The sequence below is a fragment of the Cobetia sp. BMC6 genome, from assembly GCF_029991385.1.
Classification (GTDB): Bacteria; Pseudomonadota; Gammaproteobacteria; order Pseudomonadales; family Halomonadaceae; genus Cobetia.
This window is the reverse complement of the sequence record NZ_JAKUMF010000002.1, coordinates 312503-339102: the sequence shown is the minus strand read 5'-3', so window position 1 is coordinate 339102 and position 26600 is coordinate 312503. Positions and strand designations below refer to the sequence as shown.

22 protein-coding genes are annotated in these 26600 nt (G+C 64.5%); 5 read left to right on the top strand and 17 right to left on the bottom strand.

Translation table 11 applies throughout. The features are described 5' to 3' along the window. Positions 1 to 9: 9 nt before the first annotated feature. The 3 genes from MKZ40_RS05685 to rluC are packed head-to-tail and all read right to left on the bottom strand — an operon-like array spanning position 10 to position 2786. Positions 10 to 1113, bottom strand: coding sequence for a S49 family peptidase (locus MKZ40_RS05685; RefSeq protein WP_175088204.1), 1104 nt, complete (start codon positions 1111 to 1113; stop codon positions 10 to 12). 34 nt (positions 1114 to 1147) lie between these two features. Further along, positions 1148 to 1834, bottom strand: a complete 687-nt coding sequence (locus MKZ40_RS05680; protein WP_054555006.1) for an HAD-IA family hydrolase — start codon at positions 1832 to 1834, stop codon at positions 1148 to 1150. Further along, positions 1827 to 2786 (bottom strand): 23S rRNA pseudouridine(955/2504/2580) synthase RluC, encoded by a 960-nt coding sequence (rluC, locus tag MKZ40_RS05675; RefSeq protein WP_175088205.1) that lies wholly within the window; start codon positions 2784 to 2786, stop codon positions 1827 to 1829. The genes MKZ40_RS05680 and rluC overlap by 8 nt, the downstream gene beginning before the upstream one ends. Positions 2787 to 3821: 1035 nt before the next feature. Here rluC and rne point away from each other — a divergent pair. Then, on the top strand, positions 3822 to 8000 hold the full coding sequence (rne, locus tag MKZ40_RS05670; RefSeq protein WP_175088206.1) for a ribonuclease E: 4179 nt from the start codon (positions 3822 to 3824) through the stop codon (positions 7998 to 8000). Positions 8001 to 8196: 196 nt separating this feature from the next. Here rne and murB read toward each other — a convergent pair whose 3' ends face one another. The 9 genes from murB to MKZ40_RS05625 form a co-directional block, all read right to left on the bottom strand. Further along, a complete protein-coding gene (gene murB, locus MKZ40_RS05665) occupies positions 8197 to 9279 on the bottom strand; it encodes a UDP-N-acetylmuramate dehydrogenase (RefSeq protein ID WP_175088207.1) in 1083 nt (360 codons plus the stop codon). Beyond that, positions 9276 to 9833 carry a low molecular weight protein-tyrosine-phosphatase gene (locus tag MKZ40_RS05660; protein WP_175088208.1) on the bottom strand — a complete coding sequence of 186 codons (558 nt, stop codon included), beginning with the start codon at positions 9831 to 9833 and terminating at the stop codon, positions 9276 to 9278. The genes murB and MKZ40_RS05660 overlap by 4 nt, the downstream gene beginning before the upstream one ends. Beyond that, positions 9833 to 10672 carry a 3-deoxy-manno-octulosonate cytidylyltransferase gene (gene kdsB / locus MKZ40_RS05655; RefSeq protein WP_175088209.1) on the bottom strand — a complete coding sequence of 280 codons (840 nt, stop codon included), beginning with the start codon at positions 10670 to 10672 and terminating at the stop codon, positions 9833 to 9835. Before kdsB ends, MKZ40_RS05660 begins: the two co-directional genes overlap by 1 nt. Continuing rightward, complete coding sequence (locus tag MKZ40_RS05650) at positions 10672 to 10866, bottom strand: Trm112 family protein (RefSeq protein ID WP_043331901.1); 195 nt, start codon at positions 10864 to 10866, stop codon at positions 10672 to 10674. The genes kdsB and MKZ40_RS05650 overlap by 1 nt, the downstream gene beginning before the upstream one ends. A 54-nt stretch (positions 10867 to 10920) precedes the next feature. After that, the gene (gene lpxK / locus MKZ40_RS05645) at positions 10921 to 11910 is read right to left on the bottom strand and encodes a tetraacyldisaccharide 4'-kinase (RefSeq protein WP_175088210.1); all 990 of its coding nucleotides are present in this window, start codon (positions 11908 to 11910) and stop codon (positions 10921 to 10923) included. Further along, entirely contained in the window at positions 11907 to 13655 is a 1749-nt protein-coding gene (msbA, locus tag MKZ40_RS05640; protein ID WP_282627807.1) for a lipid A export permease/ATP-binding protein MsbA, read from the bottom strand. Before msbA ends, lpxK begins: the two co-directional genes overlap by 4 nt. A gap of 28 nt (positions 13656 to 13683) precedes the next feature. Further along, the gene (locus MKZ40_RS05635; protein WP_175088212.1) at positions 13684 to 14109 is read right to left on the bottom strand and encodes a biopolymer transporter ExbD; all 426 of its coding nucleotides are present in this window, start codon (positions 14107 to 14109) and stop codon (positions 13684 to 13686) included. Further along, a complete protein-coding gene (locus tag MKZ40_RS05630; RefSeq protein ID WP_082388116.1) occupies positions 14106 to 14885 on the bottom strand; it encodes a MotA/TolQ/ExbB proton channel family protein in 780 nt (259 codons plus the stop codon). Before MKZ40_RS05630 ends, MKZ40_RS05635 begins: the two co-directional genes overlap by 4 nt. 107 nt (positions 14886 to 14992) lie before the next feature. Beyond that, positions 14993 to 17881 (bottom strand): ComEC/Rec2 family competence protein, encoded by a 2889-nt coding sequence (locus tag MKZ40_RS05625; RefSeq protein WP_282627806.1) that lies wholly within the window; start codon positions 17879 to 17881, stop codon positions 14993 to 14995. Positions 17882 to 18067: 186 nt separating this feature from the next. Here MKZ40_RS05625 and MKZ40_RS05620 point away from each other — a divergent pair, with 186 nt between their 5' ends. Further along, the gene (locus MKZ40_RS05620; protein ID WP_175088214.1) at positions 18068 to 18649 is read left to right on the top strand and encodes a DUF2062 domain-containing protein; all 582 of its coding nucleotides are present in this window, start codon (positions 18068 to 18070) and stop codon (positions 18647 to 18649) included. A gap of 95 nt (positions 18650 to 18744) precedes the next feature. Here MKZ40_RS05620 and MKZ40_RS05615 read toward each other — a convergent pair whose 3' ends face one another. Then, complete coding sequence (locus tag MKZ40_RS05615) at positions 18745 to 19467, bottom strand: ATP-binding cassette domain-containing protein (protein WP_217485770.1); 723 nt, start codon at positions 19465 to 19467, stop codon at positions 18745 to 18747. Between the two features lie 52 nt (positions 19468 to 19519). Continuing rightward, on the bottom strand, positions 19520 to 20764 hold the full coding sequence (locus MKZ40_RS05610; protein ID WP_175088376.1) for a lipoprotein-releasing ABC transporter permease subunit: 1245 nt from the start codon (positions 20762 to 20764) through the stop codon (positions 19520 to 19522). A gap of 253 nt (positions 20765 to 21017) precedes the next feature. Between MKZ40_RS05610 and MKZ40_RS05605 the strand changes: the two genes are divergently transcribed. The 3 genes from MKZ40_RS05605 to MKZ40_RS05595 all read left to right on the top strand — a co-directional run bounded on the left by MKZ40_RS05605 (position 21018) and on the right by MKZ40_RS05595 (position 24145). Continuing rightward, complete coding sequence (locus MKZ40_RS05605; protein ID WP_175088216.1) at positions 21018 to 22079, top strand: agmatine deiminase family protein; 1062 nt, start codon at positions 21018 to 21020, stop codon at positions 22077 to 22079. After that, positions 22079 to 22999: a carbon-nitrogen hydrolase gene (locus tag MKZ40_RS05600; RefSeq protein ID WP_175088217.1), complete on the top strand. Its 921-nt coding sequence runs from the start codon at positions 22079 to 22081 to the stop codon at positions 22997 to 22999. The genes MKZ40_RS05605 and MKZ40_RS05600 overlap by 1 nt, the downstream gene beginning before the upstream one ends. 276 nt (positions 23000 to 23275) lie before the next feature. Continuing rightward, the gene (locus MKZ40_RS05595) at positions 23276 to 24145 is read left to right on the top strand and encodes a DNA replication terminus site-binding protein (RefSeq protein WP_175088218.1); all 870 of its coding nucleotides are present in this window, start codon (positions 23276 to 23278) and stop codon (positions 24143 to 24145) included. 49 nt (positions 24146 to 24194) lie between these two features. On the opposite strand, the gene MKZ40_RS05590 is transcribed toward MKZ40_RS05595, so the two are convergent. From MKZ40_RS05590 to nqrM, 3 genes are all read right to left on the bottom strand, one after another. Continuing rightward, positions 24195 to 24527 (bottom strand): YrhK family protein, encoded by a 333-nt coding sequence (locus MKZ40_RS05590; RefSeq protein ID WP_175088219.1) that lies wholly within the window; start codon positions 24525 to 24527, stop codon positions 24195 to 24197. Positions 24528 to 24656: 129 nt separating this feature from the next. Then, positions 24657 to 26048 (bottom strand): Si-specific NAD(P)(+) transhydrogenase, encoded by a 1392-nt coding sequence (sthA, locus tag MKZ40_RS05585; protein WP_043331912.1) that lies wholly within the window; start codon positions 26046 to 26048, stop codon positions 24657 to 24659. Between the two features lie 132 nt (positions 26049 to 26180). After that, the gene (gene nqrM, locus MKZ40_RS05580; RefSeq protein WP_043331913.1) at positions 26181 to 26432 is read right to left on the bottom strand and encodes a (Na+)-NQR maturation NqrM; all 252 of its coding nucleotides are present in this window, start codon (positions 26430 to 26432) and stop codon (positions 26181 to 26183) included. Between the last annotated feature and the right edge of the window lie 168 nt (positions 26433 to 26600).

The following is a 26600-nucleotide window of genomic DNA, read 5'->3' as shown; positions in this document are numbered from 1 at the left end:
CTGGCTCGCCTACCAGGGCAGGCGGTAACTGACCGGCGATACCGTCGTCTCGAGCCCCATCGCACTGGCCATCACACCGGCGAAGCGCCGCGTGAAGCGCTCGAAGGGGTCCTGACGCGGCGTGTAATCGTGCAATTCCGCCTCTGGCGTCAGCTCAGTCGCCAGCTCTTCCAGCGTACCGGTACGATCGACCAGCCCCAGCCCCCGGGCCTGCTCGCCGGTCCAGATCAGCCCCGAGAACAGTTCGGGGTCATCCTTGAGGCGCTCACCACGCCCGGCCTTGACCGCTGCGATGAACTGCTGATGCGTCGTGGCCAGCACGCTCTGCCAGAAGGCACGCTGGTCCGGCGAGATTTCCGAGAACGGATCAAGAAACGCCTTGTTGTCTCCCGCCGTGAACACGCGACGCTCGATATCCAGCTTCTCCATCGGCCCCTTGAGCCCGAAGCTTGAGGAAATCACGCCGATCGAGCCCACCAGGCTCGAGGGTGCCGCGATGATCTCGCCGGCGCCGGCCGCCATGTAATAGGCACCACTGGCGCCGAGGTCTTCAATCACCGCGATCACCGGCTTGTCGCCCCGCTCTCGCAACCGCATCAGCTCGTCATAGACGCGCTGGGACTGCACCGGACTGCCACCGGGCGAGTTGATGTCGAGCACCACCGCCACGGAGGCCGGTGACTCCCAGGCCGCACGCAGCCCCTTGATGATGCGTTCGGCATTGGCTTCACCGTCCGCTTCGATCACGCCCTTCAGGCGCACCACGCCAAGATGCTGCTCGCCGGGCAGCGCCGCTGGCTGGCTGCCGAGCGTGAACAGAGTCACCGAGGTCGCGATCGAGGCGATGAACAGCAAGGCGAACAGGAAGCGGAAGAACAGCTTCCAGCGCCGCGAACGACGCTGCTCGGTGACCACGCCCTGCACCCAGCGGTCGATCATCTCGAGCTGCGCGGTGCGCTCGCGCGCCTGCCAGTCCACCTCTCGCTCGGGGGCGGCAGCCGCGCTCTGTCCACTCATGCCCTGCCCACTCATGCCCTGCCCGCTCAAGCCCGCTTCGCTCTCGTCCTTGCCACCCGCGCCTTCACGCCAGGGATCATGCGGCCTGTCACTCATCGATTGCTGCTCCTGTGCTGGGCGATCGCGACCATTACCTGGCCACGTACAGCCAATCCATCAATTCGTCGAAATGCGAGACGATGCGCTGCGGCGCACAGGCCTCAAGACGCGGCACACTGTGTACGCCGTAGTCGACACCGACACTGTGCATGCCAAGGGCACGCGCCATTTCCAGATCATATTCGGTATCGCCGACCATCAGCGCCTCATGCGCCTCAACGTTCAGCTCGGCCAGCAATTCCTCGAGCATGCGGGGATGCGGCTTGGACAGCGTCAGGTCCGCGGTGCGCGAGGCATGGAACCAGTCACCACAGTCATGGGCCGTGAACATGCGGTCCAGCCCGCGGCGGCTCTTGCCCGTCGCGACGGCCAGTAGCTGCTCGGGATGGCGACGCAGACGCTGGATGCCGGCCTCGACACCGGGGAAGAAATCCAGCGGCGTGGTATCGACCGCCACGAAATGCGCCTTGTAAGCCGCCACCAGCGCCTCGCACTGCTCGGCCGTCGCCCCCGGGAACAGGCGTTCCATGGCTTCGGGAAGCCCGAGACCGATGATGTCGCGCGCGGCATGGGCAGGCAGCTCACCCATGCCCGTCGCCAATGAGGCCGCCTGCAGGCAGTCGACGATACGCGCCTCGGAATCCATCAGGGTGCCATCCCAATCGAAGATGACCAGGCGATAGCGCGGTTGCGGCAGTCCTGCCGTGAGATCAGTCATGACGAGCTCCCAGCTCTCTGGCAGTGGCAAGAACGCGCTTCATCCGCTTGTCCAGTGGTGCGCACACGGTGACGGTTCGCCCGTCGATCGGGTCAGGAAAGCTGAGCTGGGCGGCATGCAGGAACAGACGTTCCAGCCCGACCTTCTTCGCCAGGGCATTGCCGCGCTCGGTGCCGTACTTGGTATCACCGAGCAGCGGATGCCCGGCATGCACCGAGTGCACGCGGATCTGGTGGGTACGCCCGGTGATCGGCTCGGCCTCGACCAGCGTCATGCTCGGATAGGCTTCACGCACCGCGTAACGGGTGCTGGCCGTCTTGCCGGACTCATCGACGCGCACCCGACGCTCACCATTGCCGCCGTCATAGCGCTCCAGCGGCGCATTGACGTAATCGCGACGTGAATCCCAGCGCCCCTCGACCAGCGCCAGATACAGCTTGGTCATCTTGTGGGCCTTGAGGTCGGCATTGAGCTGCAACAGCGCAGCCCGCGACTTGGCCAGCAGAATGCAGCCGGAGGTATCACGGTCCAGGCGGTGCACCAGCTCCAGGAACGGCAGGTCGGCGCGAATCTGGCGCATGGCCTCGATAAGGCCGATCTTGACGCCACTGCCGCCGTGCACGGCAAGCCCCGAGGGCTTGTTGATGACCATGAAGTCATCCGTCTCGTGCACGATGCAGCCCGCCAGCACCTCGCGCAGATTGTCACTGACTTCCTGCACGGCGGCTTCCGGCGATAGGCGCAGCGGTGGTACCCGCACCAGGTCTCCCGCCTGCAGGCGGTAATCGACCTTGATGCGCTTCTTGTTCACGCGCACTTCACCCTTGCGCACGATGCGATAGATCAACGCCTTGGGTGCGCCCTTGAGGCGGGTTCGCAGAAAGTTGTCGATGCGCTGCCCGGCCAATTCCGGGGCAACCTCGATCCACTGGACTGATTGGCCTTCGGCCATGTCGCACTCCTTTCCGGCCCCGCCTTCGCGCGGCCTGCTCATCTTGTTGCCGTGCGCCTGGGCGCACTCAGACCGGCCATTCTACGGTGTCATGCGACCAATGGGGAATCATCGTGCCACATGCTGCTCTCATCCGCGGCTCGCCGGGCCTCGTATCTCGGGCGATGTAGCGAAGCGTTTGATCTGGCAGCTGAATTGCTGGTACATACCTTTACTGGTATATTCGAGCTCAGTGAGATGGGCCTTCTCTATATGCCCGATCATCGTCTCCGCAGCCCTGTCACAGCGGCCGGAAAAACGGCGCACCCGGCACTTCAACAAGGTGCTTCACGCCGGCGGAGAGGGTCAGATGGCCCGCAATGAAGCAACGCGCACCGACATCAGCACCGTGCAGGTCACGCAAGCACCCTGTTGTCATCTACCCTGTCGGTAGCGTGCTGTCCCGCGCATCGCACCTGTCAATCACAGGCAGCGAAGGCAGCCCCAAGGACAGTCATTCGCGGCCAATGGCCGGACCAACAGCTGACGCAAAACATCGATGTCGCTCAGGTCTCACAGGACCTGATGACGATATCAGCGGGCGCGGAACGCATGACGCCGCGCGCCGCAGCGCAATCGCCCTTCGAGCCTTCGTTGCAGACTCCACGAGATGATGTCGCGAGAGCCCGAAAGCCGCCTGCGCAGGCAAGACAGCAAGATGCCCAGTCATTCATGGGCCAACGACACAAGACCGCTCGGGCATGAAGCCCGGGTAATCATTCGATATCCGTGCCGAAGGCCGGCGTCGATGAATCGGCAAATGCCAGGTGTTAGGGAAGAGACCGCAGGGCCGGAGGAGTACAAATCCCCGCAACACGTCCTGCCTCTTCCAAGTACTCAACATGATCATGCCGCATGTGGCCCGTCACGGACTTGCCTGCATGCGAAAAACGCATTCCACGACATGCGCTGAGCACAACACGAAGCGGAAAACGGTTCCTCGTCGCCGACGCACAATGCGGCTGCCCTTCGGCACGCCCAGTCTAGCGAGACGACATGAAACGGATGCTCATCAACGCGACCCAGCCGGAAGAGCTGCGCGTCGCACTGGTCGACGGACAACGCCTTTACGATCTCGACATCGAGTCCGGCGCCCGCGAACAGAAGAAAGCCAATATCTACCGCGGCAAGATCACCCGCATCGAGCCCAGCCTCGAAGCCTGCTTCGTCGACTTCGGCGCCGAACGCCACGGTTTCCTGCCGCTCAAGGAAATCTCCCGCGAGTACTTCTCCAAGGACCCCGGTCAGGGCCGCCCCAACATTCGTGAAGTACTCAAGGAAGGCCAGGAAGTCATCGTCCAGGTCGACAAGGAAGAACGTGGCAACAAGGGCGCCGCCCTGACCACCTTCATCAGTCTGGCCGGCCGCTTCCTCGTGCTGATGCCCAACAACCCGCGTGCCGGTGGTATCTCCCGCCGCATCGAGGGCGAAGAGCGCGCTCAGCTGAAGGAAGCGATGAACAGCCTGACCCTGCCGGACAAGATGGGCGTCATCGTGCGCACCGCCGGCATCGGCAAGAGCGCCGAAGAACTGCAGTGGGACCTCGACTACCTGGCCCAGGTGTGGGACGCGGTGACCAAGGCCGCCTCCAGTCGCCCTGCCCCCTTCCTGATCTACCGTGAATCCAACGTCATCATCCGTGCCATGCGCGATTACCTGCGCAATGACATCGGTGAGGTGCTGATCGACTCTCCGGAAGTCCAGGAGGAAGCGCTGTCTTTCGTGCGTCAGGTCATGCCGAGCTATCAGCAGAAGATCAAGCTCTACGAAGACGACGTGCCGCTGTTCTCGCGCTTCCAGATCGAATCCCAGATCGAGACCGCCTACCAGCGTGAAGTGAAGCTGCCCTCCGGTGGCGCCATCGTCATCGACCACACCGAAGCCCTCGTTTCCATCGACATCAACTCCGCTCGCGCCACCCGCGGCAGTGATATCGAGGAAACCGCGCTGCAGACCAACCTGGAGGCCTCCGACGAGATCGCCCGCCAGCTGCGTCTGCGCGATATCGGCGGCCTGGTGGTGATCGATTTCATCGACATGACGCCGGCACGCAACCAGCGTGAAGTCGAGAATCGTGTGCGCGACGCACTCAAGATCGACCGCGCTCGTGTCCAGATCGGTCGCATCTCACGTTTCGGCCTGATGGAAATGTCGCGCCAGCGCCTGCGTCCGTCACTGGGCGAGACCAGCGGCGTGGTCTGCCCGCGCTGTGACGGCCAGGGCACCATCCGTGACGTGCGCTCCATGGCGCTCTCCATCATGCGCCTGATCGAAGAAGAGGCCATGAAGGAGCGCAGCTCGCAGATCCGCGCCATCCTGCCGGTGCCGGTCGCGACCTACCTGCTCAACGAGAAGCGCGCCACGCTGTTCGACATCGAACGTCGTCAGGGCGTGAATGTCGTGCTGCTGCCGAACCCGGAGCTCGACACGCCGCACTACGAAGTCGTGCGTCTGCGTGATGACCACGTCGATGAAGACGGTGCCGACAAGTCCAGCTTCGAGCTGTCCGTCGAGACCGAAGTCGGCAAGGAACCGGATCCTAACTTCGACAAGCCGCCAGCACGCACTGAAGCAGCAGTCAAGAGCGTGTCCCACACCACGCCTGCCCCGGTTGCCGCACCGGAAGCGCCTGCCGCAGTGGCCGAGACTGCTGACAGCAGCAATGACAGCGATAGCCGCAACGGCAACGGCAAGAACAACGGCAATCGTCGTCGCAACGGCAACGGCAGCAGCAACGGCCGCAACCGCCAGGAGTCTCGTAACGACACTCGCAGCGAAGGCCGCAACGACAGCCGTCAGAGCTCGCGCAATGACAACCGTCAGGACAACCGTTCGAGCCAGGGCAATGACACCCGCGCTCAGGCCAGCAAGCAGGAATTCGTGGCGCAATCTTCAGCCCAGACTCCCGCCAGGACTGCCGCTCCGGCCACCGGTGGCGGCCTGCTGTCGCGCCTGGCCCGAGGCTTCAGCCGCCTGCTGGGCAATGACAGCGACACCGCCGTGCCGGCCAAGTCCAGCGAAGCCCGCAAGGCACTGGAAAAGGCCCGCGAGCGTCGCGAGACCGTCAGTGAAGCCAGCGCTCCGGCAGCGGCTCGCAACGATTCCCGCAATGGCCGTAACGCTGAACGTAGCGATGATCGCAAAAATGATCGTAACAACGACCGCAGCAATGACGGCCGTGGCAACGAGCGTGATGACAACCGCAAGGACTCCCGTCGTCGCAATGACAACGCGTCACGCAGCAACGACGCTGACAGCAGCAGCCAGAGCGATGGCCGCAACAACAAGCGCCGCCAGCGCAACGACCGTAACAACCGCCGCAAGTCCAACGAGTCGCGTCAGGATAGCCAGCAGGAAATCGTCACCAACGACAGCAAGCCGCAGGCCGAGCCGGAACAGACGTCGCAGGCTGACAACAGCCCGAAAGCCGAAGCCAGGAGCAGCGACAGCCAGAACGCCAAGGCCGACAACGCCAGCAAGCGCGATTCCGGCAAGCGCAGCGACAAGCCGGCACGTGGTGAAAAGCCGGCCAAGACCGACAAGGCCGAACAGGTCGACAGCAAGCAGGCACGCGAGTCCATCAAGGCAGCCGAACAGGCCGAGCAAGAGGAACAGCAGGTCAGCAGTGAAGGCCAGCAGACACGCAACAACCCGCGTGTGCGCAGCCGCCAGCACGCTCTGAACCCGCAGGCGGTCGAAGAGCAGAAATCGCTCAAGGCCATGACGCTGGCAGGCCCGCAGGCAGCCGCCACTCCGGTAGCCGCTGCTTCGGCAGCCGCTGCGGTACCGGCCATTGCCGAGGAAGGTGCCGAAGTCGTCAACGCCACTACCGCTGCTCCGCAGGGCGAAGGCAATGCACCGCAAGGCAACGACAGCGCTCCGCAGGCTGACACCAGTGCTTCGCAGGGTGAAGACAGCACCGCGACACAGGACGCACCGACCACCGCCGAGCAGTCTGCCAGCGAAGACCTCACGGCAGTCACCGCAGCGGAAGTCAGCGAGCCGAGCAACGAGACGCTGAAAGAGACGGTAGCCCCTGAGTCAGCGGCATCCGACGCGCAAGCGTCTGAGCCTGAGCCAGCGGAAGTGGTCGAGCCGGTCGCCGAAGCGCCGATCGAAGCACCTGTCGAAGAGGCGTCCGAAGCGCCTGCCACTGGCGCTCACCAGGCGCAGAAGACTGAGCAGCACGCCGCCCAGCGCACTGAGCAACACGCCGTCCAGCAGCCAAGCGTGCACCAGCCGCAGGCCAGCGCAGCTGACGACGCCGTCGACACGCCGGCCGTCACCGCTGCAGAAGTCGCACCGGAAGCCGCAGCCGATGAGCAGTCGCTGAAGGAAAGCGTGACCAGCGAAGCCGCTATGCCTGAAGCACCAGCCGTCGCCGAACAAAGCGTTCAGGCACCGGCCGCCGAAGCACAAGCTGCCGAGCAGACCGCAGCTCAGGCACCTGTTGCTGAAGCAGAGGAAGCGGTCGCCGCTGAAGCCGACACTGCCAGCCAGCCTGCGCAGCCTGTGGTGGAAGAACCTGCCGTGGAAGCAGCCGCCGCTGAACAGCCTGTACAGGAGGCCGCGCGCGAAGAGGCTCCTCAGCAGACTGAGACCAGCGAGGCGAAGGTGACGCAAAACGCTGACGTGGCCAGCCCTGAGACTGAGCCTGCCGTCAGCACTGAGCGCACCGCAGATACTGTCGCTGAAGCTGCTGAAGGCACTCAATCAGCTGAAGGCTCTGCAAACGCTGAGGGCTCTCTATCAGCTGACGGCTCTGCAAACGCTGACGGCTCTACTGATGCTGCTGAAGGTGCCGAAAGCGCCGTCAACGTCAGCGCCAGCGTCGAGAACGCCCCGGCCAAGGCAGCGTTCGCGACTGCCGAGCGTCACGACAATGTCGCCGTGGCGCAAGCCGTGAGCGACGACACCTCCACGGTGGAAGTCGCTGATAGCGAGCAGAAGCAGGCACCGAGCGAGCAAGGCGAGACAGCAGCGGCAGAAGGCGTGCAGCAGGACAGCACGCAGCCAGCCACCGAGACCCGCCGTCGCCGTGGCGAACGCGCCTACAACGATCCGCGCGAAGTGCGTCGTCGTGAGCGTGAAGCTGCCGAGCGTGCTGCTGCACAACAGGCCAGCGCAGAGACTCAGGACACGACCGCTCAGGATGACAGCAACACGTCACACTGAGACCTGAGGCTGGCGCCCTGCCCCTGCCGTCACTCTGCTGCCCCTTTCAGCCACAAGCGCTGAAGGGGGCGCCAGAAAGGCAGCAAGACAGGGTCTAGTACTGAAAACAAGAACGCCCCGCAGGCAAGCCTGCGGGGCGTTCTTGTTTTCGGCGTATAGCGCAGTGTACACGATGCTGGGCCTCAGTCCTCGGGCATCACCCTTCAGGCATCATCCCCAGCTCGCGCGGCTCCTGCTCGAGCCAGATCCCGAAGCGGGTGTGGACGGCCTCGCGCACCTCCTGCGCCAGTGCCAGCAGCTCCGTGACGGCCCCCTCGCCGAAGTGCACCAGCACCAGCGCCTGCTGAGCATGCACGCCGACATGGCCTCTGCGCGCGCCCTTGAGACCACATTGATCGATCAGCCAGCCTGCTGCCAGCTTGATGCTGCCATCGGCCTGCGGGTAATGCGGCAAGCTCGGGAAGCGAGACAACAACACCTGGGCCTCAGACTGGGGAAGCTGCGGATTCTTGAAGAAACTGCCGGCATTGCCCAGTTGCGCGGGGTCGGGCAACTTCTCACTGCGCGTGGCAATCACCGCCCGGGCGACCTGCAACGGCGTCACCTCCTCCCCTTGTGGCAGCGCCGCACTGACGCGCTGGGCGAGGTCGCCATAGCCGAGCCGGGGCGCCGCCTGGCACGATACCTTCAACTCCAGACGCGTGATCAGCACGCGATGCTCAAGCGCGCGCTTGAAGATGCTGTCGCGATAACCGAACTCGCATTCCTCACGATTCATCCAGCGGCAACTGCCATCTTCCAGCGACATGACTTCCAGGCGCAGCAAGTGGTCTGCCAGCTCGACGCCATAGGCGCCGATATTCTGGATAGGCGCCGCACCGCAGCAACCGGGAATCAGCGCCAGATTTTCATAGCTCCACCAGCCGGCGGCGGCCAGCTCCATCACCAGGGCATGCCAGCGCTTGCCGGCCTCGACGCAGACCGTGGCCGTCAGGCCGTCTTCTGCCGGCGTGATGGTGACCTCGTCAAAGGCCGGGCGCATGACATGGGCATCCAGCCACGGCAGCAATACCAGGTTGCTGCCGCCGCCGATCACCACCAGACGCTCACCAGCCCGCCGGGAGGCCAGCACCTGTGCCCTTGCAGCCTCGATGGTGTGTGGCTCGCTCAGGGCACGTGCACGCGCCGAGAAGCCCAGCGTATTGCAGCCATCCAGCGCCACACCCTCACGTTGCGAAGTGTTGTCGCCTGCGCCCTGATTACTCGATACCTGAGTCATGAGCGTGCCCGCGCCGTGGTCGCCGCAGGCAGTGCCGCGATGAGCGCCTCGCAGGCCACATCGATCAGATCCAGCACACGCTCGAAGGCATCGGGGCCCCCGGTGTAGGGGTCCGGTACCTCACGCCTGCCCGCTGCCAACGCAGGCAGCGGAGTCGGCAGCAGGTCCAGCAGGCGACCGATCAGCGCTTGATCGCCACTGCTGCTGCGCTCGGCCACGGCACGGGTATCGGCAAGATTGGCGTCATCCATCACCAGAATCAGGTCGAAGTCGTGAAAGTCCTGCTCGCACAACTGACGGGCACGCAGCGCGCTGATGTCGTGTCCGCGCCTGGCCGCATGGGCAATGGCCCGCGAATCAGGCTGACCGCCGACATGCCAGTCACTGGTACCACAGCTGTCCACCGTGACAATCTGCTCCAGGCCATGGCGCGTCAGCGCGGCACGCAACACGCCTTCGGCACTGGGCGAGCGGCAGATATTGCCCAGGCACACCATCAGGATGCGCTCCAATGGCGCCTGACGCCGGGCCAGTTGCTCAAGAAGCTCGCTCATCAGGCCTCTCCGCTCTCGCTGCCTGCCGCTGCTTGCGCCAACCAGTCACGCACGCGCTCGAGATCCTCAGGCGTATCGACACCGGCTGGATGCGCCGTGCAGGCAATGGCCACCTGGATGGCATGGCCATGATGCAGCGCGCGCAACTGCTCGAGCTGTTCGAGCTGCTCCAGCGGGGCCGGCAGCCAGTCGACGTAATCGGTCAGGAAGCTGGCACGATAGGCGTAGAGACCGATATGGCGCAGCCAGGAATCGGTGGCCAGCATGTCCGGCGGCGTGGTGAAGTGCTCGCGGTCCCACGGGACAGGCGCGCGCGAGAAGTACAGGGCACGCCCACGCAAGTCACGTACCACCTTGACCACATTGGGATTGAACAGGCTGTCGACGCTGGCGATCGACTCCGCCAGCGTGGCGATCGAGGCACCCGCGTCTTCCTCGAGACGTACCGCCACCTGATCGATCAGCGCCGCCGGCAGCAACGGCTCATCGCCCTGGACGTTGACCACCAGGGTCTCGGGGGCCAGCGCCAGCAGCGTGACCACCTCGGCAAGGCGGTCCGTCCCGCTGGGATGATCGGCACGCGTCATCACCACCTCGGCCCCGAAGCCTTCACAGGCCTCACGGATGCGCTCGTCATCGGTGGCGATCACGACCCGGCTGGCCTGACTGGCGCAGGCATTGCGCCAGACGTGCTCGATCATCGGCTGGCCATGAATGTCCGCCAGGGGCTTGCCCGGCAGGCGTGAGGAGTTGAAGCGCGCCGGAATCACGACCACAAAGCCGGATTCGCCCTCTGAACGGCTGTCGTCTGCCTGCCCCTGCTGCAGAAGGTCACTCATCAGCCGCGGCTCCCCTTGAGCTTCTCATCGGCATCCATCTGGCGCGCTTCTTCTTCCAGCATGACGGGAATGCCGTCGCGTACCGGATAGGCGAGGCCATCGTAGAAGCACTTGAGCTCGGCATTCGCCGCATCATAGGTCAGCTTGGCCTGACACAGCGGGCAAACCAGTAGCGCGAGCAGTTCCTTGTCCATCGAGACATCTCCGGAATAACAGCAGAAAAGAAAGAAAATTCAGCGATCAAGCACTCAGAGCGCCTCAAGGCGTTTGGCGAGCCAGTCCACCAGCGCCTGGTCCGGACGCGCCTCGACATCCAGCGCCCAGCAGCGCTCATTGGCGAAGCTGCGACACTTGACGGCGTCCTTGGCGGTCATCACCACGGGCAGATTGTCGGAAAAACGCAGATCCGTCGGCGTGAAACGATGGTGGTCCGCCAGCGGGCGCGGCAGATGCTCGACACCGAGATTGGTCAGGGTGCGGAAGAAGCGCTGCGGATTGCCGATACCGGCCAACGCATGCACCTGACCGCTGAACGGCAGCTGGTGGGCAGGATAGCGCACGTCGTCGATCAGGTGGCGCCAATGGACCGGCGTCAGCTTCATGCAATGCGATTCCACCGGCAGACGCGAGCAGTCGATGACCCCGTTGGAGATCACCGCATCGACACTGGCGAGACGCGATAATGGCTCACGCAGCGGCCCGGCGGGCAGGCAGCGCTGATTGCCGAAGGCACGCTCACCGTCCACGACCACCAGCTCGATATCGCGCCCCAGCGCATGGTGCTGAAGGCCATCATCGGAGAGCAGGATGTCGCAGCCCGCGGCAATCAGGCGCCGCGCCGCGCTCGGGCGATCCGGGTCGACCGCCACCGGCAGGCCGGTCTGCTGGGCCAGCATCACCGGCTCATCGCCAGCATGCTGAGGGTCGGTATCGGCCTGCACGTAGAGGGGATAGCGCGGCGAATGCCCGCCGTAGCCGCGCGAGATGATGCCCGGGCGCCAGCCCTGCTCGCTCAACCAGCGCCCCAGCCAGGCGACCAGCGGCGACTTGCCGGTGCCACCGACGGTGATGTTGCCGATCACGATCACCGGCACCGGCGCCTTCCAGACCTCACGCTTGCCGGTGAGATAGGCGTTGCGCTTGCGCGCCACCACATTCCTGTAGACATGTTCCAGCGGGCGCAACAGGTGCAGCCAGCCGGCGCCGCGATACCAGGCGTCTACCAGTCGTTCACTCATGCGTCCGCCGTCTCCCGGAACTGGATGCGATGCAGCGCGGCATAAGCACCTTCCTGAGCAATCAATGATTCGTGGGTGCCGTCTTCGATGATCTCTCCATCATCCATCACCAGGATGCGGTCCGCCTTCTCGATGGTGGACAGACGGTGAGCGATCACGAAGGTCGTCCGGCCCTGACACACTTCTTCCAGCGCGCGCTGGATATAGCGTTCGGATTCGGTATCCAGCGCCGAGGTGGCCTCATCCAGCACCAGAATCGGTGAGTCCTTGTAGATGGCACGTGCGATGGCGATACGCTGACGCTGACCACCGGAGAGCATCACGCCATTGTCGCCGACGATGGTGTCGTAGCCTTCACTCATGCGCTCGATGAATTCGTGGGCATAGGCCGCACGCGCCGCCTCTTCCACCCGCGCCTTGTCGACCTCATCGGTGCCATAGGCGATGTTGGCGGTCAGGTCGGCATTGAACAGGGTGACGTTCTGCGAGACCAGCGCGATCTGCTGACGCATCGGACGCAGCTTGTAGTCCTCGATGGCGACATCGTCGATCAGGAGGCGGCCGGTGGTCGGCGCATAGAAGCGCGGCAACAGGCTCATCAATGTCGACTTGCCCGACCCCGAGCGCCCGACGATGGCGACCATCTGTCCCGGCTTCACCTCCAGATCGATGCCCTTGAGCACCTCCGGCTGATGATCTGCATAGCGGAAGTGGACATTGTCGAAGCGTACACGGCCCTCGAGACGCCCCTCGGGCACCAGGGTGCCGTTGTCCGGCTCTGCCGGCGTATCCAGCAGACCGAACAGTTCTTCCGAGGCCGCCATGCCCTTCTGGATCTCGCCGTTGACTTCGGTCAACTGGCGAACCGGCTTGGCCATCATCGAAGCGGCGGTGATGAAGCCGACGAACTCGCCGGCGCTCATGCCGGCCATCAGTTCCGGCGCCATCGCCAGCCATACCAGCGTGGCAAGCGCCACGGCGATCAACAGCTGGATGACCGGCGTGGCGGTGGCCTTGGTCAGCGCTTCCTTCATCTTCTGCTCGCGGTTGTAATCACTGACCGCCGCGAAGCGTGCCTTCTCGTAATCCTCGGCACCGTGGGTACGCACGACACGATGACCGGACAGCGCCTCGGAGGCCACGTGGGTCACCTCGCCCATCGAGCCTTGGATACGCTTGGAGAGCTTGCGAAAGCGCTTGCTGGCATAGCTGACCACCCAGCCGATCAGCGGCGTGACCGCGATGAACACCAGTGTCAGCTTCCAGTTGGTCCAGAACAGATAACCCAGCAGGCCGAGCACGAAGAAGCCTTCGCGCATGATGATGGTCAGCGCCTTGGTGGCCGCGCCGGTGATCTGCTCGACATGGTAGGTGACGCGAGTGATGAGATGGCCGGTGGAGTTCTCGTCGAAATAGCGCCCCGGCAGGTGCAGCATGTGGTTGAACACCGTGGTACGCAGGGTGTGCACCACGTTGCGTGCCACATCACTCATGCAGTAGGTGCCCAGGAAGGTGCCGACACCGCGCACGGCGAACATGCCGATCACGAACAGCGGCAGGAACAACCTGAACTGGGCATCAGGATTCTGGATGCCGTCGATCAGACGCTTCATCATCTCGGCCAGCGCCGTACTCGAGGCACCGTAGATGATATAGCCGACGATAGCGGCCAGAAACATCTTCCAGTACGGGCGAACATAGCCGAGCAAGCGGCGGTAATGAATCCAGGTGGAGTCGCGACTCACGGGGTCTCCATAGACTTGGGCGGCGCCCTCATGGGGCATCCGGTGATGATGATTCCGTCCCGATACGCGTACTGATGCGCACACGGGTGATACCCACTTCAGCGGCGGCGTCCAGCGCCGTGACCACCTTGGCGTGGGGCGTGCGGCCATCGGCTTCGAGGATCAACCCGAAGCGATCTGCCTGGTCCTTGTACTGCGCAAGTTGCGCTCCCAGTTCATCCTCGCCGAGGCTTGCCTCGCCGAGCGTAAAATCGCCTGCCGCCCCGATGCTCAGGATCAAGGGCGCCTGCTCTACCGTGCTGGCCTGACTGGACTGCGGCAGGATGAGGTCCAGCGCTCGACGGCTATCGAAGGTGGTCGAGACCATGAAGAAGATCAGCAGCAGGAACACCACGTCGATCAGCGGGGTGAGATTGACCTCCACTGACTCACGCTGGCGACGCGGAAACCTCATGACGGCCTCCCGGCACCTGCCCCCTTGCCATCATCGCCACCATAGGGGTCATCGGCGTCACGACGCATGTAGGCCGGCAGGTCTTCCGGCAGTCGCTCATGGGGCTCCGGCACCTGGCCGGGGCGCTGGCCCGGGCGACGGTCGATGCCGTCATGGCTCTCGGCCAGCCCGAGCTCGCCCTGGTGGTGCGAGATATACTCCACCACCTGCCCTGCCTGCTCCTCCATGTTGACGGTGATGTCCTCGACACAGCGCTGGAAATAGCGATGGAACATCAGTGCCGGAATCGCCACCGTCAAACCGGACGCCGTCGTCACCAGCGCCTGGGATATCCCGCCGGCCAGCTCCTGGGCTCGCTCGGCGCTACCTGCATCGACGATCACGGCAAAGACGTCGATCATGCCGACCACCGTGCCCAAGAGCCCCAAAAGCGGCGTGATGGCGGCGATGGTGCCCAGCGGACTCAGGAAGCGCTCCATGTCATGGATGACGGCCACGGCCGACTCCTGCATGCGCGCGCGGACCTGCTCATTGCCCAGGCGCGCATTGCGCAGCCCCGCCGCCAGCACGTTGCCCAGCGGCGAATGACTCTCCAGCCAATAGACATTGACCTGCCCCTGGCTGATCAGTTCACACACTTGCTGTCCCAGCCCCTTCGGCGCGATGCGTCGACGACGCAGCGTCCACAGGCGCTCGAGGATGATGGCCAGTGCCACGACGGAACATCCGAGGATGGGGAGCATCAAGACTCCCCCTGCGTACAAGGCTTCCAGCATGTGACCTCTCCCTTGGTCTCGATGCCTCTTCGGGCACCATTGTTGTCGTGTCAGATGTCACGCGCCATCCCTGTCGCGCAGGCCGTTTGAAACCGCCATGCATCTGATCATTCAGCGGATTTTACCCCAAGGCACCTCACTCCGATACCGCCAGCCCTGCGCGCTGGTTGCAGCCGCTCCCCCTGCGGCGACCACTCCCAGTACAAGGCGCCATCCAGCCCGACATGCCAGAGGCACTCGACATGACGCGCCAGACGCTCCACCACGTCCGGATGCGGGTGGCCATGCGGATTGTAGCGACCGGCGCTGACAATCGCGTGACGTGCCGCCAGGCTTTCAAGCCAGGCATCACCACTGCTGGTGCGGCTGCCGTGATGTGCGACCACCAGCAACGGCAAGCCGCGCCCGGCCAGGCGCTGGCGCAGCGTCTCCTGCAACTCGCGCTCCTGCTGCTGGCCGATATCGCCGGTCAGCAACGCCAGTGGGCGCGCGCCATGTGCTATCAAGACCACGCAGGAGTGCGCGTTGTCACGTCGAGTCGTCAACCCTGGTGGCGGCCACAGCATCTCGAGACGTACGGGGCGGCCCTGCAGCTGACCGAGGGTGATGCTGCGCCCGGCGACACACTCCCGCATCGCCACCTCATCGAGCCAGCTTACCTGACGCTCCAGTCGCGCCCGCTGCCCGGCCGGCACCCACAGGGCGGCGATCTCCTCGGCAGACAAGGCCTGCAGACCGCCGGCGTGATCGCCATCCCCGTGACTCATGATCACGCCGATGGGTTCTCCCGCCACGAATGGCGCCCCCGGCAAGCGGGCGCCGGTATTGCGCGACGCCGCCCCCAGGTCATAACGCCAGTACTTCGGCATCTGCCGTGACCCACCTGTCGACTCGCTTGCGCTCGGCGCCAGATGACTGCGCAGCGACAGTGCCAGCCCCTGCCCGACATCGTGTACCGTCAGACTGAGCGCGGGCGCCCGGGGCGAGACCGAAGCGGCTTCTGTCGCGCGCGTGACGGTGGCCAACGCAGGCGGTGACCACGGCGAGGCCAGCGCCGCCAGCGTCAGCCCCCAGCAGAGCGCCACGCTGCCACACAGGCGTTTCAGACGGCCATCCAGGCCCGGCACACCCTCCGCCAGCCAGGCACCCAGCAGGGCCATGACCGCGAGCGTCTGAATCAAGGCCGAGGGAGTAGTGTCTGTCTGGCCCGCCGCCATAGGCACCTGTGGCCAGCGCCCTTGCGTCGATGCCAGCGAGGACAATACCTCCATCGTCTGCGCCATGCCCTGCGCCAGCAGCTGCCATAGACGACTGCTGAATACACCGTCGGCGAGCATCGCCGCGAGCCATGACGGGACAAGTCCCGTGAACAGCAACAGCTGCTCGAGCCCCGCAAGCCCCCAGCCCAGCATGCCAATCGGCACGATCAATAGCGTCACCAGGGGCGCCATCACCAGATTCATCGGCAGCGAAAGCCAGGACAACTGGCCGCGTGACAGCAACAGGGCCGCCCCCATGACCAGCGTCAGCAGCCACTGGCTGCGCAACGTGGCCAGACACCAGCCGCGCAATCCCAGCGGACGCGAGCGGCCCTGCCAGGCCAGCAGCAACACCGCCACGGCGATGAATGACAACCAGGTGCCCGGGCGCCATAGCGCCAGCGGGTCCAGACCCAGCACCAGAATCAGCGCCAGCATCCAGACCTGCCAGACACCCAGGCCGCTGCGACCACTGGCCATCCAGAGCCCGACCGTCACCATCAAGGCGGCACGCAGGGCCGGAGGCGCCAGGCCTGCCAGCAAGGCGAAACTCCAGGCCGCCAGACAGGCAAGCCACCAGGGCGCGACGCTGAATCGCCACCCGCCCGGGCGCCAGAGGCGCAGCACGCCGAAACTCAGCCCCAGCACCAGGCTGGCCATCAGGCCGACATGCAGCCCCGACACCACCACCAGATGCGTCAGTCCCGTGGCGTTCAGCGTGTCCCAGTCGTCATGGGTCAGCGCCGAGACCTTGCCCAGCGTCAATGCCGCCAGCCATCGACAGGGCGAGTCCGGCCAGTCGACCAGCGCCCCGCCTTCGCCGCAGCGCTGCCACAGAGCCTGCTCGGCATGAAGGCGCAGTGCTGCCAGCCCGCCTGGCGGCGCCAGGCGCTGCGCAAGGGACAGTTGGCGCACGTAACCCGTCGCAACGATACCTTCACGCCATAGCCAGGCGACACGGTCAAACTCCGCTGGGCTCGCTGAGCGCCCGAAGGCAGGGTTGCTGGCACCATGAGGCGGCACCAGACGCACGACCATGCGCCAACGCTCACCGGCCTGCCAGGGAGTCGCCAGCGCCTCGCGTGTCGCGACATTGCGGGGCAGCTTGCGTGGCCAGTAACGTCGAAGCTGGACCCGCTGATCCACCAGCCGCTGACAGGCTGCCTGACGCCCGGCATCAGCGGCGGGCTCCCCCGTCGGCTGGAAGAGACCACAGCGCGAGACACGCAACACCAGGCGCACCGAGTCATCAGGCGTCGGCAGTGCGCGATTGACCTGTTCGACCTGGCCTTCCAGCCACAGCTCCTGCCGTGTAAGCGCCTCAGCCATCACCAGCGGCTGCTGATGAAGGCCAATCACCAGTCCGAACCCCAGCGCTGCCGACAGTCGCAGTCTCAAGACTCCGAGCCGAGAGCGGCGTGACTCGGCACCGGGAGCTGGATGCGGAAAAGCACGAGTGAGCGTGGCTGCCAAGGCCCCGGCTACCATCAGCCAGCAGAGCAGCAAGGCGAGCAACAGCAGGTTGTCGCTCAGCGTCATGAAGGCGGCCCAGCCGTGCGCCCCGCCCTCTTGCGCGCCGAACCCTGCCGATGAGCGTGATTGCCAATCCGCGCCCCACTCACCCTGACGTGACAGCCAGATCCCCGCCACCAGTCCCGCCAGCTGCTGGGCCAGCGAGGCCGGTGACAGCCACAATCGAGCGGGATGGGACGATTTATTCACGGTGGCGCCTGACATGTTTCTGGCCTCTTGCAAGGTCACCCATGGCTCAGCCCGTCAGGCATGGCGCGGGCTTTGCTGCGCTCAGTGTCGAATCGAGACACGCGGGTTGCAGATCACGAACCGGATAACTGCGCAGTCAGCATGGCAGTCCTGCAGCCATGTATGGATAATGGCCGGCGTTGAATGCCAAATGGCCAAGTCATGCCTCGTCGTCTACTCAAGCGGCTCCTGCCGGAACCGGATGCGCTCAAGCGCAAGAAGTCGCTGCGCTTCATGCATCACCTGATCGCCGATCCCGCACTGTGGGCGTTGTCGCGACGCACCGTGGCCAATGCCTGCATGGTGGGGCTGTTCTGTGCGCTGCTGCCGATTCCCTTCCAGATGGTGGTGGCCGCCTTCGGCGCCTGGGCACTGCGCTGCAATCTCGCGCTGTCGGTGGGGCTGGTATGGGTGACCAACCCGCTGACCATGCCGGTGGTCTACTACGCCACCTACCGCGTGGGCGCCTGGATGCTCGACACGCCCGCACGCGTGATGCCGGAGCAGGTCTCCGCGGCCTGGTTCGCCAACCAGCTGGAAGACATCCTGCCCGCCCTGGCGCTGGGCTCGCTGGTCAGCGCCGTCGTCCTCGCACTGCTGGCCAACATGCTGGTCCGCCTCTTGTGGCGCTATCAGGTAGTCCGCAACTGGCGCAGCCGCCGCAAGGCGCGCCTGGCCGCCAGGCGTTGCAACAAGGAGCAGTCGTCACGCCAGAACGCTGCGCAGGACACGGATAAGCTCTGAACGCTGCCGACAGACACGCATGAAAAACGCCCCGCCATCGAGAGATGGCGGGGCGTTTGGCTTTCTGGCTAGCGTGAATCAGGCAGCGGCTCGATTCAGCCCTCGTGCAGCTTGCCGCCGTCCAGGCGCAGCACACGGTGCTGGTGCGCGGCCAGACCGTTGTCGTGGGTCACGATGATGAAGGCCGCCTGCGCTTCACGCGCGATGTCATCCATCAGCTCGAGAATGCGCGCCGCCGTGGTCTGATCCAGGTTGCCGGTCGGCTCATCCATCAGCACCAGACTCGGATCCGTCACCAGCGCACGCGCGATGGCGACGCGCTGGCGCTCCCCCCCGGACAGCTCGCCCGGCTTGTGATCGGCGCGCGGCGCCATGCCGACCCGCTCCAGCAGCTTGCGCGCCTTGACGGCAGCGTCGGAACGCTTGTGGCCACGGATGATCAACGGCATCGCCACGTTCTCTTCGGCACTGAATTCCGCCAGCAGATGGTGGAACTGATACACGAAGCCGATGTGCTGATTGCGGAAGCTGCCCAGCGCCGACTCGCTGAGTTCGGACAGGCGCTGGCCGGCCACCTTCACGATACCCTGGGTGGGATGGTCCAGTCCACCGAGCAGATTGAGCAGCGTGGTCTTGCCGGAGCCGGAGCTGCCGACCACGGCGACTCGCTCACCGGCATGCACGCGCAGCTCCAGCTCGTCGAGGACCTGCACCTCTCGCGGGCCCTCATCGTAACTGCGGCTCAGGCGCTCACAGATCAGCATCGGCTTGCCGTGGGCCTGACCCGGCGCGTGAGTGTCAGAAGCCGGCGTCGGCATGGCGGTGTCTCCAGCAGCGGAACGGATGGATGCATCAGACGGTGTCGACGGATTACTCATAGCGCAGCACCTCCGCCGGCTGGATGCGCGAGGCGCGCCAGGCCGGATACAGCGTCGACAGGAAGCTCAGCACCAGCGCGGAGCCGATGATGATGCCCATGTCGCTCATCTCGAGGCGCGATGGCAGATAGCTGATGAAGTAGACGTTGGGGTCCAGGAACTGGATACCGAAGGTCGACTGCACCCAGGCGATGATGTCGGAGACGCTCAGCGCCAGCGCCACCCCGGCGATGGCGCCGATGATGATGCCCAACACGCCGATGGTCAGCCCCTGCACGATGAAGATGCCCATGATGGAACCGGGCCTGGCCCCGAGGGTACGCAGGATGGCGATGTCGGCGTGCTTGTCCGTCACCATCATCACCAGTGTCGAGACGATGTTGAAGGCCGCGACGGCGACGATCACCATCAGCAGCAGGCCGATCATGTTCTTCTCCATCTGGATGGCGGCGAACAGGTTGCCGTGGGTACGCTTCCAGTCCATGCCGCGATACTGCGGCCCCAGCTGGCTGACGATGTCACGCGTGACCTGATCGGCGCTGAACAGGTCATCGAGCTTCAGGCGCACCCCCTGGACGTCACCCTCATTGAAGCGTGCCAGCTTGGCCATGTCCGAGATATCGGTGTAGGCAAGGCTGGCATCGACGTCCGCACCGACCTTGAAGATACCGGTCACCGTGAAGCGCTTGAGACGCGGGAAGATGCCTCCCGGCGTGATGGAGGCCTCGGGCACCAAGAGCGTGACGCGATCCCCCACGCCGACGCCCAGATTGCGCGCCAGCAGCTCGCCCATCACGATGCCCCAGCTGCCGGGCGTGAGATCCGCCAGGCTGCCCTGCACCATGTGCTCGCTGATGATAGAGACCTGGTCCTCCGCGGACGGATCGATACCGGTGACCAACGCGCCCTTGTTGCGGCCGTTGGTGGTGAACATGCCCTGCTGCTCGATATAGGGTGCCGCACCGACGACATGCGGCTTCTCGCGCAGCTTGCCGGCCAGCGTCTCCCAGTCGGTGACGCTGTCACGCGCCTCGACGCGCACATGCGGCACCATGCCCAGCACGCGGGTTCGCAGCTCATGGTCGAAGCCGTTCATCACCGACAGCACCAGAATCAGCACGGCGACGCCCAGCGACAGCCCCAGCATCGAGGTCAAGGAGATGAAGGAAATGAAATGGTTACGGCGCTTGGCGCGGGTATAGCGCAGGCCGATCAGAAAGGGTAGGCGATCCAGCAGCATCGAAGTCGATTCCTTGGGTCAGGGTCGCGGGCCATGATACGCATTCCGCAGGCTTGGCGCATGGAGCCATATTCGAACGCAGTTTGCCAGCCTTCGTCTGTGGCCAACATGAACCGCCATCATGGCAAGACATGTGCACGTCAGGCACCACAGGGCTAGCGTCGGCGCATGGCTCTGCTATCATCGCGCGCCGAGTCCGCGGCATTGCGGCTTGCGCCTTTATCGTTACCTCTTCATCAGGGAGATGCCCATGGCCACCCGTCTGCTCGCCGAATGGCACCCGCAGGACGCCATCCAGCTCAGCTGGCCCAGCCCGCACAGTGACTGGAGCGAGATGCTCGAGAGCATCGAAGCCACCTGCGAGGCCATGGTGATCGCCATCAGCCGCTATCAGCACGTGATGATCAGCGTCAGCGATGACGCCACCCGCGAGCGCCTTGCCGCACGCTTCGCCGGTTTCGGCGTACCCGCCGAGCGCCTGCATCTTTACGTGGCGCCGTTGGATGACACCTGGACGCGCGACCATGGCCCCATCACCGTCGAACGTGATGGCCAGCCGGTGCTGCTCGACTACACCTTCACCGGCTGGGGCGGCAAGTTCGAGGCCGCCCGCGACAATGCCCTGACCCGAGCGCTGGCCGCTCAAGGGGCTTACGCAAGCCTGGTGGAAAGCCGCGGCTTCATTCTGGAAGGCGGCGGCATCGAGAGCGACGGCCAGGGCACCCTGCTGACCACCGAAGCCTGCCTGCTCAACGACAACCGCAATGCCGGCCTGAGCCGCGCCCAGGTCGAGGCGCAACTCAAGGCCGATTTCGGGGTCAAACGCGTGCTGTGGCTCGCCAATGGTCACCTGGAAGGCGATGACACCGACAGCCATGTCGACACCCTGGCGCGCTTCTGCGACCCGCGCACCATCGCCTATGTCCGCTGCGATGATCGCGACGACCCGCATTACCCTGCACTCAAGGCGATGGAAGCCGAACTTGAAGCACTGCGCGATGCCAATGGCGACCCGTACTTCCTGGTACCGCTGCCGTGGCCAGATGCCTGCTTCGATCCGGACGACGGCCATCGTCTGCCGGCGACCTACGCCAACTTCCTGATCATCAATGGGGCCGTGCTGGTGCCGACCTACGCCGATCGTCACGACATGATCGCTCTCAAGGCCCTCGCCAGCGCCTTCCCCAAGCGTGACATCATTCCGGTCGATTGCCGCGCCGTGATTCGCCAGCATGGCAGCCTGCACTGCATGACCATGCAACTGCCCAAGGGCACGCTGGCCACCTCGAACACCTCTCAAGGAGCACTGTGATGACTGCTTCCCGCCGTACACTCAAGGTCGGTGTCGTCCAGCAACAGGGCTGGCCCGACAAGGATACAAGTCTGGCGGCCAGCGAAGCCGCCATTCGTCGCCTTGCCGCCGATGGCGCTGAGCTTGTGATGCTGCAGGAGCTGCATGCCAGCCACTACTTCTGCCAGACCGAAGACACCGAGATCTTCGATCTCGCCGAGCCCCTCGACGGCCCGACCACCCAGCGTCTTGCCGGGCTGGCCGCCGAACTCGGCCTGGTGATCGTCGGCTCCATCTTCGAGCGCCGCGCGGCGGGCGTGTATCACAACACCGCCGTGGTGCTCGACAAGGCCGCTGGCCTGGTCGGCACCTTCCGCAAGATGCACATTCCGGATGACCCCGGCTTCTACGAGAAGTTCTACTTCACGCCGGGCGATGCGCCCAGCGCACAGGCCCCGCGCCGCGGCTTCGAGCCCATCGACACCTCGGTCGGCCGTCTGGGCGTGCAGGTCTGCTGGGACCAGTGGTATCCCGAAGGCGCACGCCTGATGGCGCTGGCCGGTGCCGAGATGCTGCTCTACCCCACCGCCATCGGCTGGGACCCGCGCGACGATGAAGCCGAACAGACACGCCAGAAGGATGCCTGGACCCTGATCCAGCGCAGCCACGGCGTCGCCAATGGCGTGCCGGTGATCGTCGCCAACCGCGTCGGTCATGAAGTGGACCCGACGCCCGCCAGCGAAGGCATCCAGTTCTGGGGCGGCAGCTTCATCTGCGGCCCCCAGGGCGAGCTGCTGGCGCATGGCGGCACCGAGCCCGAGGAGCTGCTGGTCGAGCTGGACCTGGCGCGCGGCGAAGACGTGCGCCGCATCTGGCCTTACCTGCGCGATCGTCGCATCGATGCCTATGGTGATCTCACCGAGCGCTATCGCGACCGCTGAGCCCATCGGGCTTTGCCGGCCTGACAACAACGCGCTGTCGAGATCATACAGACCCGCAGAGACAGGAGGGCGCCCAGCGAGGCGCCCTCTTCTGTTTCGATCTGTCGGCGTAGCCGGCCTCTTCCGCCACGCCACCCCGGGTGATTCAGTCTCTCGGAGACCTCTACTGGTCCCCGCATGCCGCCGTGGCCTGACTTGCCATCCCGGTCACGCTAGGCTAAACAAGATAACGCGATAAAAAATCACGTCTCCCTTGCTGCAATCAGGACGCAGAGCATGCCCGAATACCAGTTGATGGCCAGAATAGAAGCGGCCTTCGATACGCAGATCAGCGCCGCCGATCAGGTCATCACCGCGGTCAGAGAAGAGAATTCGACACTCTGGCGACTGGATGGCGTCAGTGCCGATAGCGAATGGCTCAGCCAGGCGTTGCAGGACGTATGGTATCAGGATGGCCAGGACGGCCGAGTCACCCGCCCTTACCTGGGCGTGGTCGCCGCAGGCCCGACGGTGATCGAGCGCGTCGCGGCACTCAACGCGGCCAAGGAGCAACTGGCGGAGCTCTTCGCCGAGCTGCGCGAGAAATATCCCGACCAACTGGCCGAACTGAAGGCGATACTGCCCTTCCGCCACCCGGGACTGAATCAGCACCTGAGGGGCGATGGCCTGGCGCGACTGCATCTCAAGCAGTGCTGGCGGCGGGTGCCGGTGGCAGAAGCGCCGGTGGCGCGGGTGCGCTTCGCCTGGTACAGCTCCGGACGCTCGATCCAGCGCGTCAGCGTGGCGGAGTGTGAAGCCTTGCTGCTGAAACTGGATACCGAGGCCGAGCACGTACGCCTGCAGCTCAAGCTGCTGGCTGGCCTGCCATCGGACGAAATTCTGGCCCGCATCCAGCCCCAGGCACCGCTGATGCGAGCCAACCTGTTCTATCGTGAGCCGGTGATGCGCGAAGACGGCGAGCTACGTACGCGCCGCGCGCTGAACGTCTCTCTGCCGCTGTTCCTGCCGCATGATGACCTGCGTCTGCCTGCGCTCAATCAGCCAAGCCCGACGCCGCCCACCGAGCGCACACGCGCCCGCCGCGGTGACGTGCGCATCGAGGACACGCCCTTCCTCAAGAGTCTGCGCGTGCATCGCTATCGCTGATCCCTGGAGCAAGAGAGCCGGAGAGACAGCCAAGCCATGAAGACGCCCGCTAGAGGTCCAGCGCCGATTCGGGCATCCGCTTGAGGTGCATGCGGCGCGCCAGGCGAATCACCGGCTTGAGCGTCAGCTGCAGCGAGCCGATCACGAACAGCCAGATGCCCAGCGTCATCCATTCTTCCCAGAAGAAACACACGCTGCCGATCGTGAACAGCAGGCCCAGCACCAGCTCATTGATGATGCTGGCCAGCTCATAACGGCGATGGATGATCAACTCCTCATGGCCAAGCCGCAGCGTCAGGTCCGAGGTCGGATCATCCTGCAGTGTCTCGCGTGACTGCGTGCCCGACTGCCGAGTGTCGTGTTGCCGTGAATCATCCTGCATGCGTCATTTCCTCAAGGCTCATCAACAAGGTTTCTCAATTGGGAGCCCGACAACCACAAGGCCCCGACATCAATGATGTCGGGGCCTTGTGGTATGCCTTCAAGTCAGCGGGCGCGAGGCCCGCGCCGCTCAGAACAGACGGTTGAGTCCGTTCATGGCCGCGACCCGGTAGGCTTCCGCCATGGTCGGGTAGTTGAAGGTGGTGTTGACGAAGTACTTGAGCGTATTCGCCTCCCCCTTCTGCTGCATGATGGCCTGACCGATGTGCACGATCTCGGAGGCCTGGTCACCGAAGCAGTGGATGCCGAGAATTTCCAGCGTATCGCGATGGAACAGGATCTTGAGCATGCCGACGGTATCGCCGGTGATCTGGGCGCGGGCGGTGTCCTTGAAGAACGCCTGCCCCACTTCGTAGGGGATGCGCGCCTCGGTCAGTTCGGACTCGCCACGCCCCACCGAGCTGATCTCGGGGATGGTGTAGATGCCGGTCGGCACCTCATTGACGAACTTGAACTCTTCCCCCAGCAGGTTGGCCGACGCGAAGCGGCCCTGATCGTAGGCGGCAGATGCCAGGCTCGGCCAGCCGATCACATCGCCCACCGCATAGACGTGGTCCAGCTCGGTGCGGTACTGATCATCGACGGTCAGCTGACCGCGGCCGTTGGCCTGCAGCCCGACATTCTCGAGACCGAGGCTGTCGGTGTTGCCGGTACGACCGTTGGCCCACAGGAAGGCGTCTGCACGCAGCTTCTTGCCGGACTTGAGGTGTACGACCACGCCGGACTCGTCGCCCTCGATGCGATCGTATTCCTCGTTGTGACGCACCAGCACGCCGTTGTTGCGCAGGTGATAGGACAACGCGTCGGAAATCTCGTTATCCAGGAAGGACAGCAGACGATCACGCGTATCGATCAGGTCGACCTTGACGCCAAGGCCGGAGAAGATCGAGGCGTATTCGGAGCCGATGACACCGGCGCCATAGATGATCAGCGTGCGCGGTGTGTGCGACAGGCCCAGGATGGTATCGGAGCAGTAGATGCGCGGGTGGCGGAAGTTGACGTCCGCCGGGCGGTAAGGACGTGAGCCGGTGGCGATCACGACCTTCTCCGCATGCAGCTCCTCGACCCCTTCATGGGCATCGCGCACCACGACGGTGTGCTCGTCCTTGAAGCGGGCGGTACCGAAGAAAACATCGATGCGATTGCGGGCGTAGAAGCGCGTACGCATCTCGACCTGCTGCTCGATGGTGCGGCGTGAACGCTCCAGTACCTTGGGGAAGGAGAACCAGCGCGGCTCGCCGATATCGCGGAACATGCGATTGGTGTTGAACTCGATGATCTGCTTGACCGCGTGGCGCAGCGCCTTGGAAGGGATAGTGCCCTTGTGGGTACAGTTGCCGCCCACGGAAGACTGAGCCTCGATCACGGCGACACGCTTGCCATGCTTGGCCGCGTTGACTGCCGCGCTTTCCCCTGCCGGGCCGGTACCGATCACGACGACATCGTAGTTATAGACTGCCATGAGACTCGCTTTGCTCCTTGATTGTTCGTAGACCGGCCCTGACACGTACGGTCTCACCTCGCGGTGACACTGCCATGTCAGGGCCGGTAGCAGGCCTTGCGGCCGGCGGGCTCTGAGCCATCAGAGCAGAAATCAGCGACGTGCGGCGTCGTAGGCCAGATCGCTGGCCGGCTTGCCGCCACTCTCTGCCATCAGACGCTGGCGATCCTGCTCCTTCTCGCATTCCTCGTCCTTGCCGCCACAGATGTCACAGCCATCCTTGAGGCCGAGGTTGTTGAGACCACCGCAGGAGCCGGCGATCGGCTTGCGGCCCATCAGGACACCGACGGCCATCACGCCAATCAGCAGCAACATCGCGGCGAATACCAGTAACCAGATCGTCATGTCATTCCTCCCGGGGCATGGCCCCATTGTGAACCTCTCGAGCGGGTCAGCACAGAGCAGCTTGCACCCTGTCGATCCTGTGGATCATTCAGGACAGCACCCAGAAGATGCCATGCAATCCGAGCGACCGACCCTGTCGGAGGCGTGTCTCGCCAGATGGCAGATGAA

Excerpts from the sequence above, each read along its gene's own strand:
- MKZ40_RS05600 (WP_175088217.1), top strand. The coding sequence starts at position 22,079 with ATGACTGCTTCCCGCCGTACACTCAAGGTCGGTGTCGTCCAGCAACAG.
- MKZ40_RS05650 (WP_043331901.1), bottom strand. The coding sequence starts at position 10,866 with ATGGACAAGGAACTGCTCGCGCTACTGGTTTGCCCGCTGTGTCAGGCC.
- rluC (WP_175088205.1), bottom strand. The coding sequence starts at position 2,786 with ATGGCCGAAGGCCAATCAGTCCAGTGGATCGAGGTTGCCCCGGAATTG.
- lpxK (WP_175088210.1), bottom strand. The coding sequence starts at position 11,910 with ATGAGTGAACGACTGGTAGACGCCTGGTATCGCGGCGCCGGCTGGCTG.
- nqrM (WP_043331913.1), bottom strand. The coding sequence starts at position 26,432 with ATGACGATCTGGTTACTGGTATTCGCCGCGATGTTGCTGCTGATTGGC.
- MKZ40_RS05595 (WP_175088218.1), top strand. The coding sequence starts at position 23,276 with ATGCCCGAATACCAGTTGATGGCCAGAATAGAAGCGGCCTTCGATACG.
- MKZ40_RS05660 (WP_175088208.1), bottom strand. The coding sequence starts at position 9,833 with ATGAGCGAGCTTCTTGAGCAACTGGCCCGGCGTCAGGCGCCATTGGAG.
- MKZ40_RS05630 (WP_082388116.1), bottom strand. The coding sequence starts at position 14,885 with ATGCTGGAAGCCTTGTACGCAGGGGGAGTCTTGATGCTCCCCATCCTC.
- MKZ40_RS05615 (WP_217485770.1), bottom strand. The coding sequence starts at position 19,467 with ATGCCGACGCCGGCTTCTGACACTCACGCGCCGGGTCAGGCCCACGGC.
- MKZ40_RS05680 (WP_054555006.1), bottom strand. The coding sequence starts at position 1,834 with ATGACTGATCTCACGGCAGGACTGCCGCAACCGCGCTATCGCCTGGTC.
- murB (WP_175088207.1), bottom strand. The coding sequence starts at position 9,279 with ATGACTCAGGTATCGAGTAATCAGGGCGCAGGCGACAACACTTCGCAA.
- MKZ40_RS05620 (WP_175088214.1), top strand. The coding sequence starts at position 18,068 with ATGCCTCGTCGTCTACTCAAGCGGCTCCTGCCGGAACCGGATGCGCTC.
- sthA (WP_043331912.1), bottom strand. The coding sequence starts at position 26,048 with ATGGCAGTCTATAACTACGATGTCGTCGTGATCGGTACCGGCCCGGCA.
- MKZ40_RS05635 (WP_175088212.1), bottom strand. The coding sequence starts at position 14,109 with ATGAGGTTTCCGCGTCGCCAGCGTGAGTCAGTGGAGGTCAATCTCACC.
- MKZ40_RS05590 (WP_175088219.1), bottom strand. The coding sequence starts at position 24,527 with ATGCAGGATGATTCACGGCAACACGACACTCGGCAGTCGGGCACGCAG.
- MKZ40_RS05605 (WP_175088216.1), top strand. The coding sequence starts at position 21,018 with ATGGCCACCCGTCTGCTCGCCGAATGGCACCCGCAGGACGCCATCCAG.
- rne (WP_175088206.1), top strand. The coding sequence starts at position 3,822 with ATGAAACGGATGCTCATCAACGCGACCCAGCCGGAAGAGCTGCGCGTC.
- MKZ40_RS05685 (WP_175088204.1), bottom strand. The coding sequence starts at position 1,113 with ATGAGTGACAGGCCGCATGATCCCTGGCGTGAAGGCGCGGGTGGCAAG.
- kdsB (WP_175088209.1), bottom strand. The coding sequence starts at position 10,672 with ATGAGTGACCTTCTGCAGCAGGGGCAGGCAGACGACAGCCGTTCAGAG.
- MKZ40_RS05625 (WP_282627806.1), bottom strand. The coding sequence starts at position 17,881 with ATGTCAGGCGCCACCGTGAATAAATCGTCCCATCCCGCTCGATTGTGG.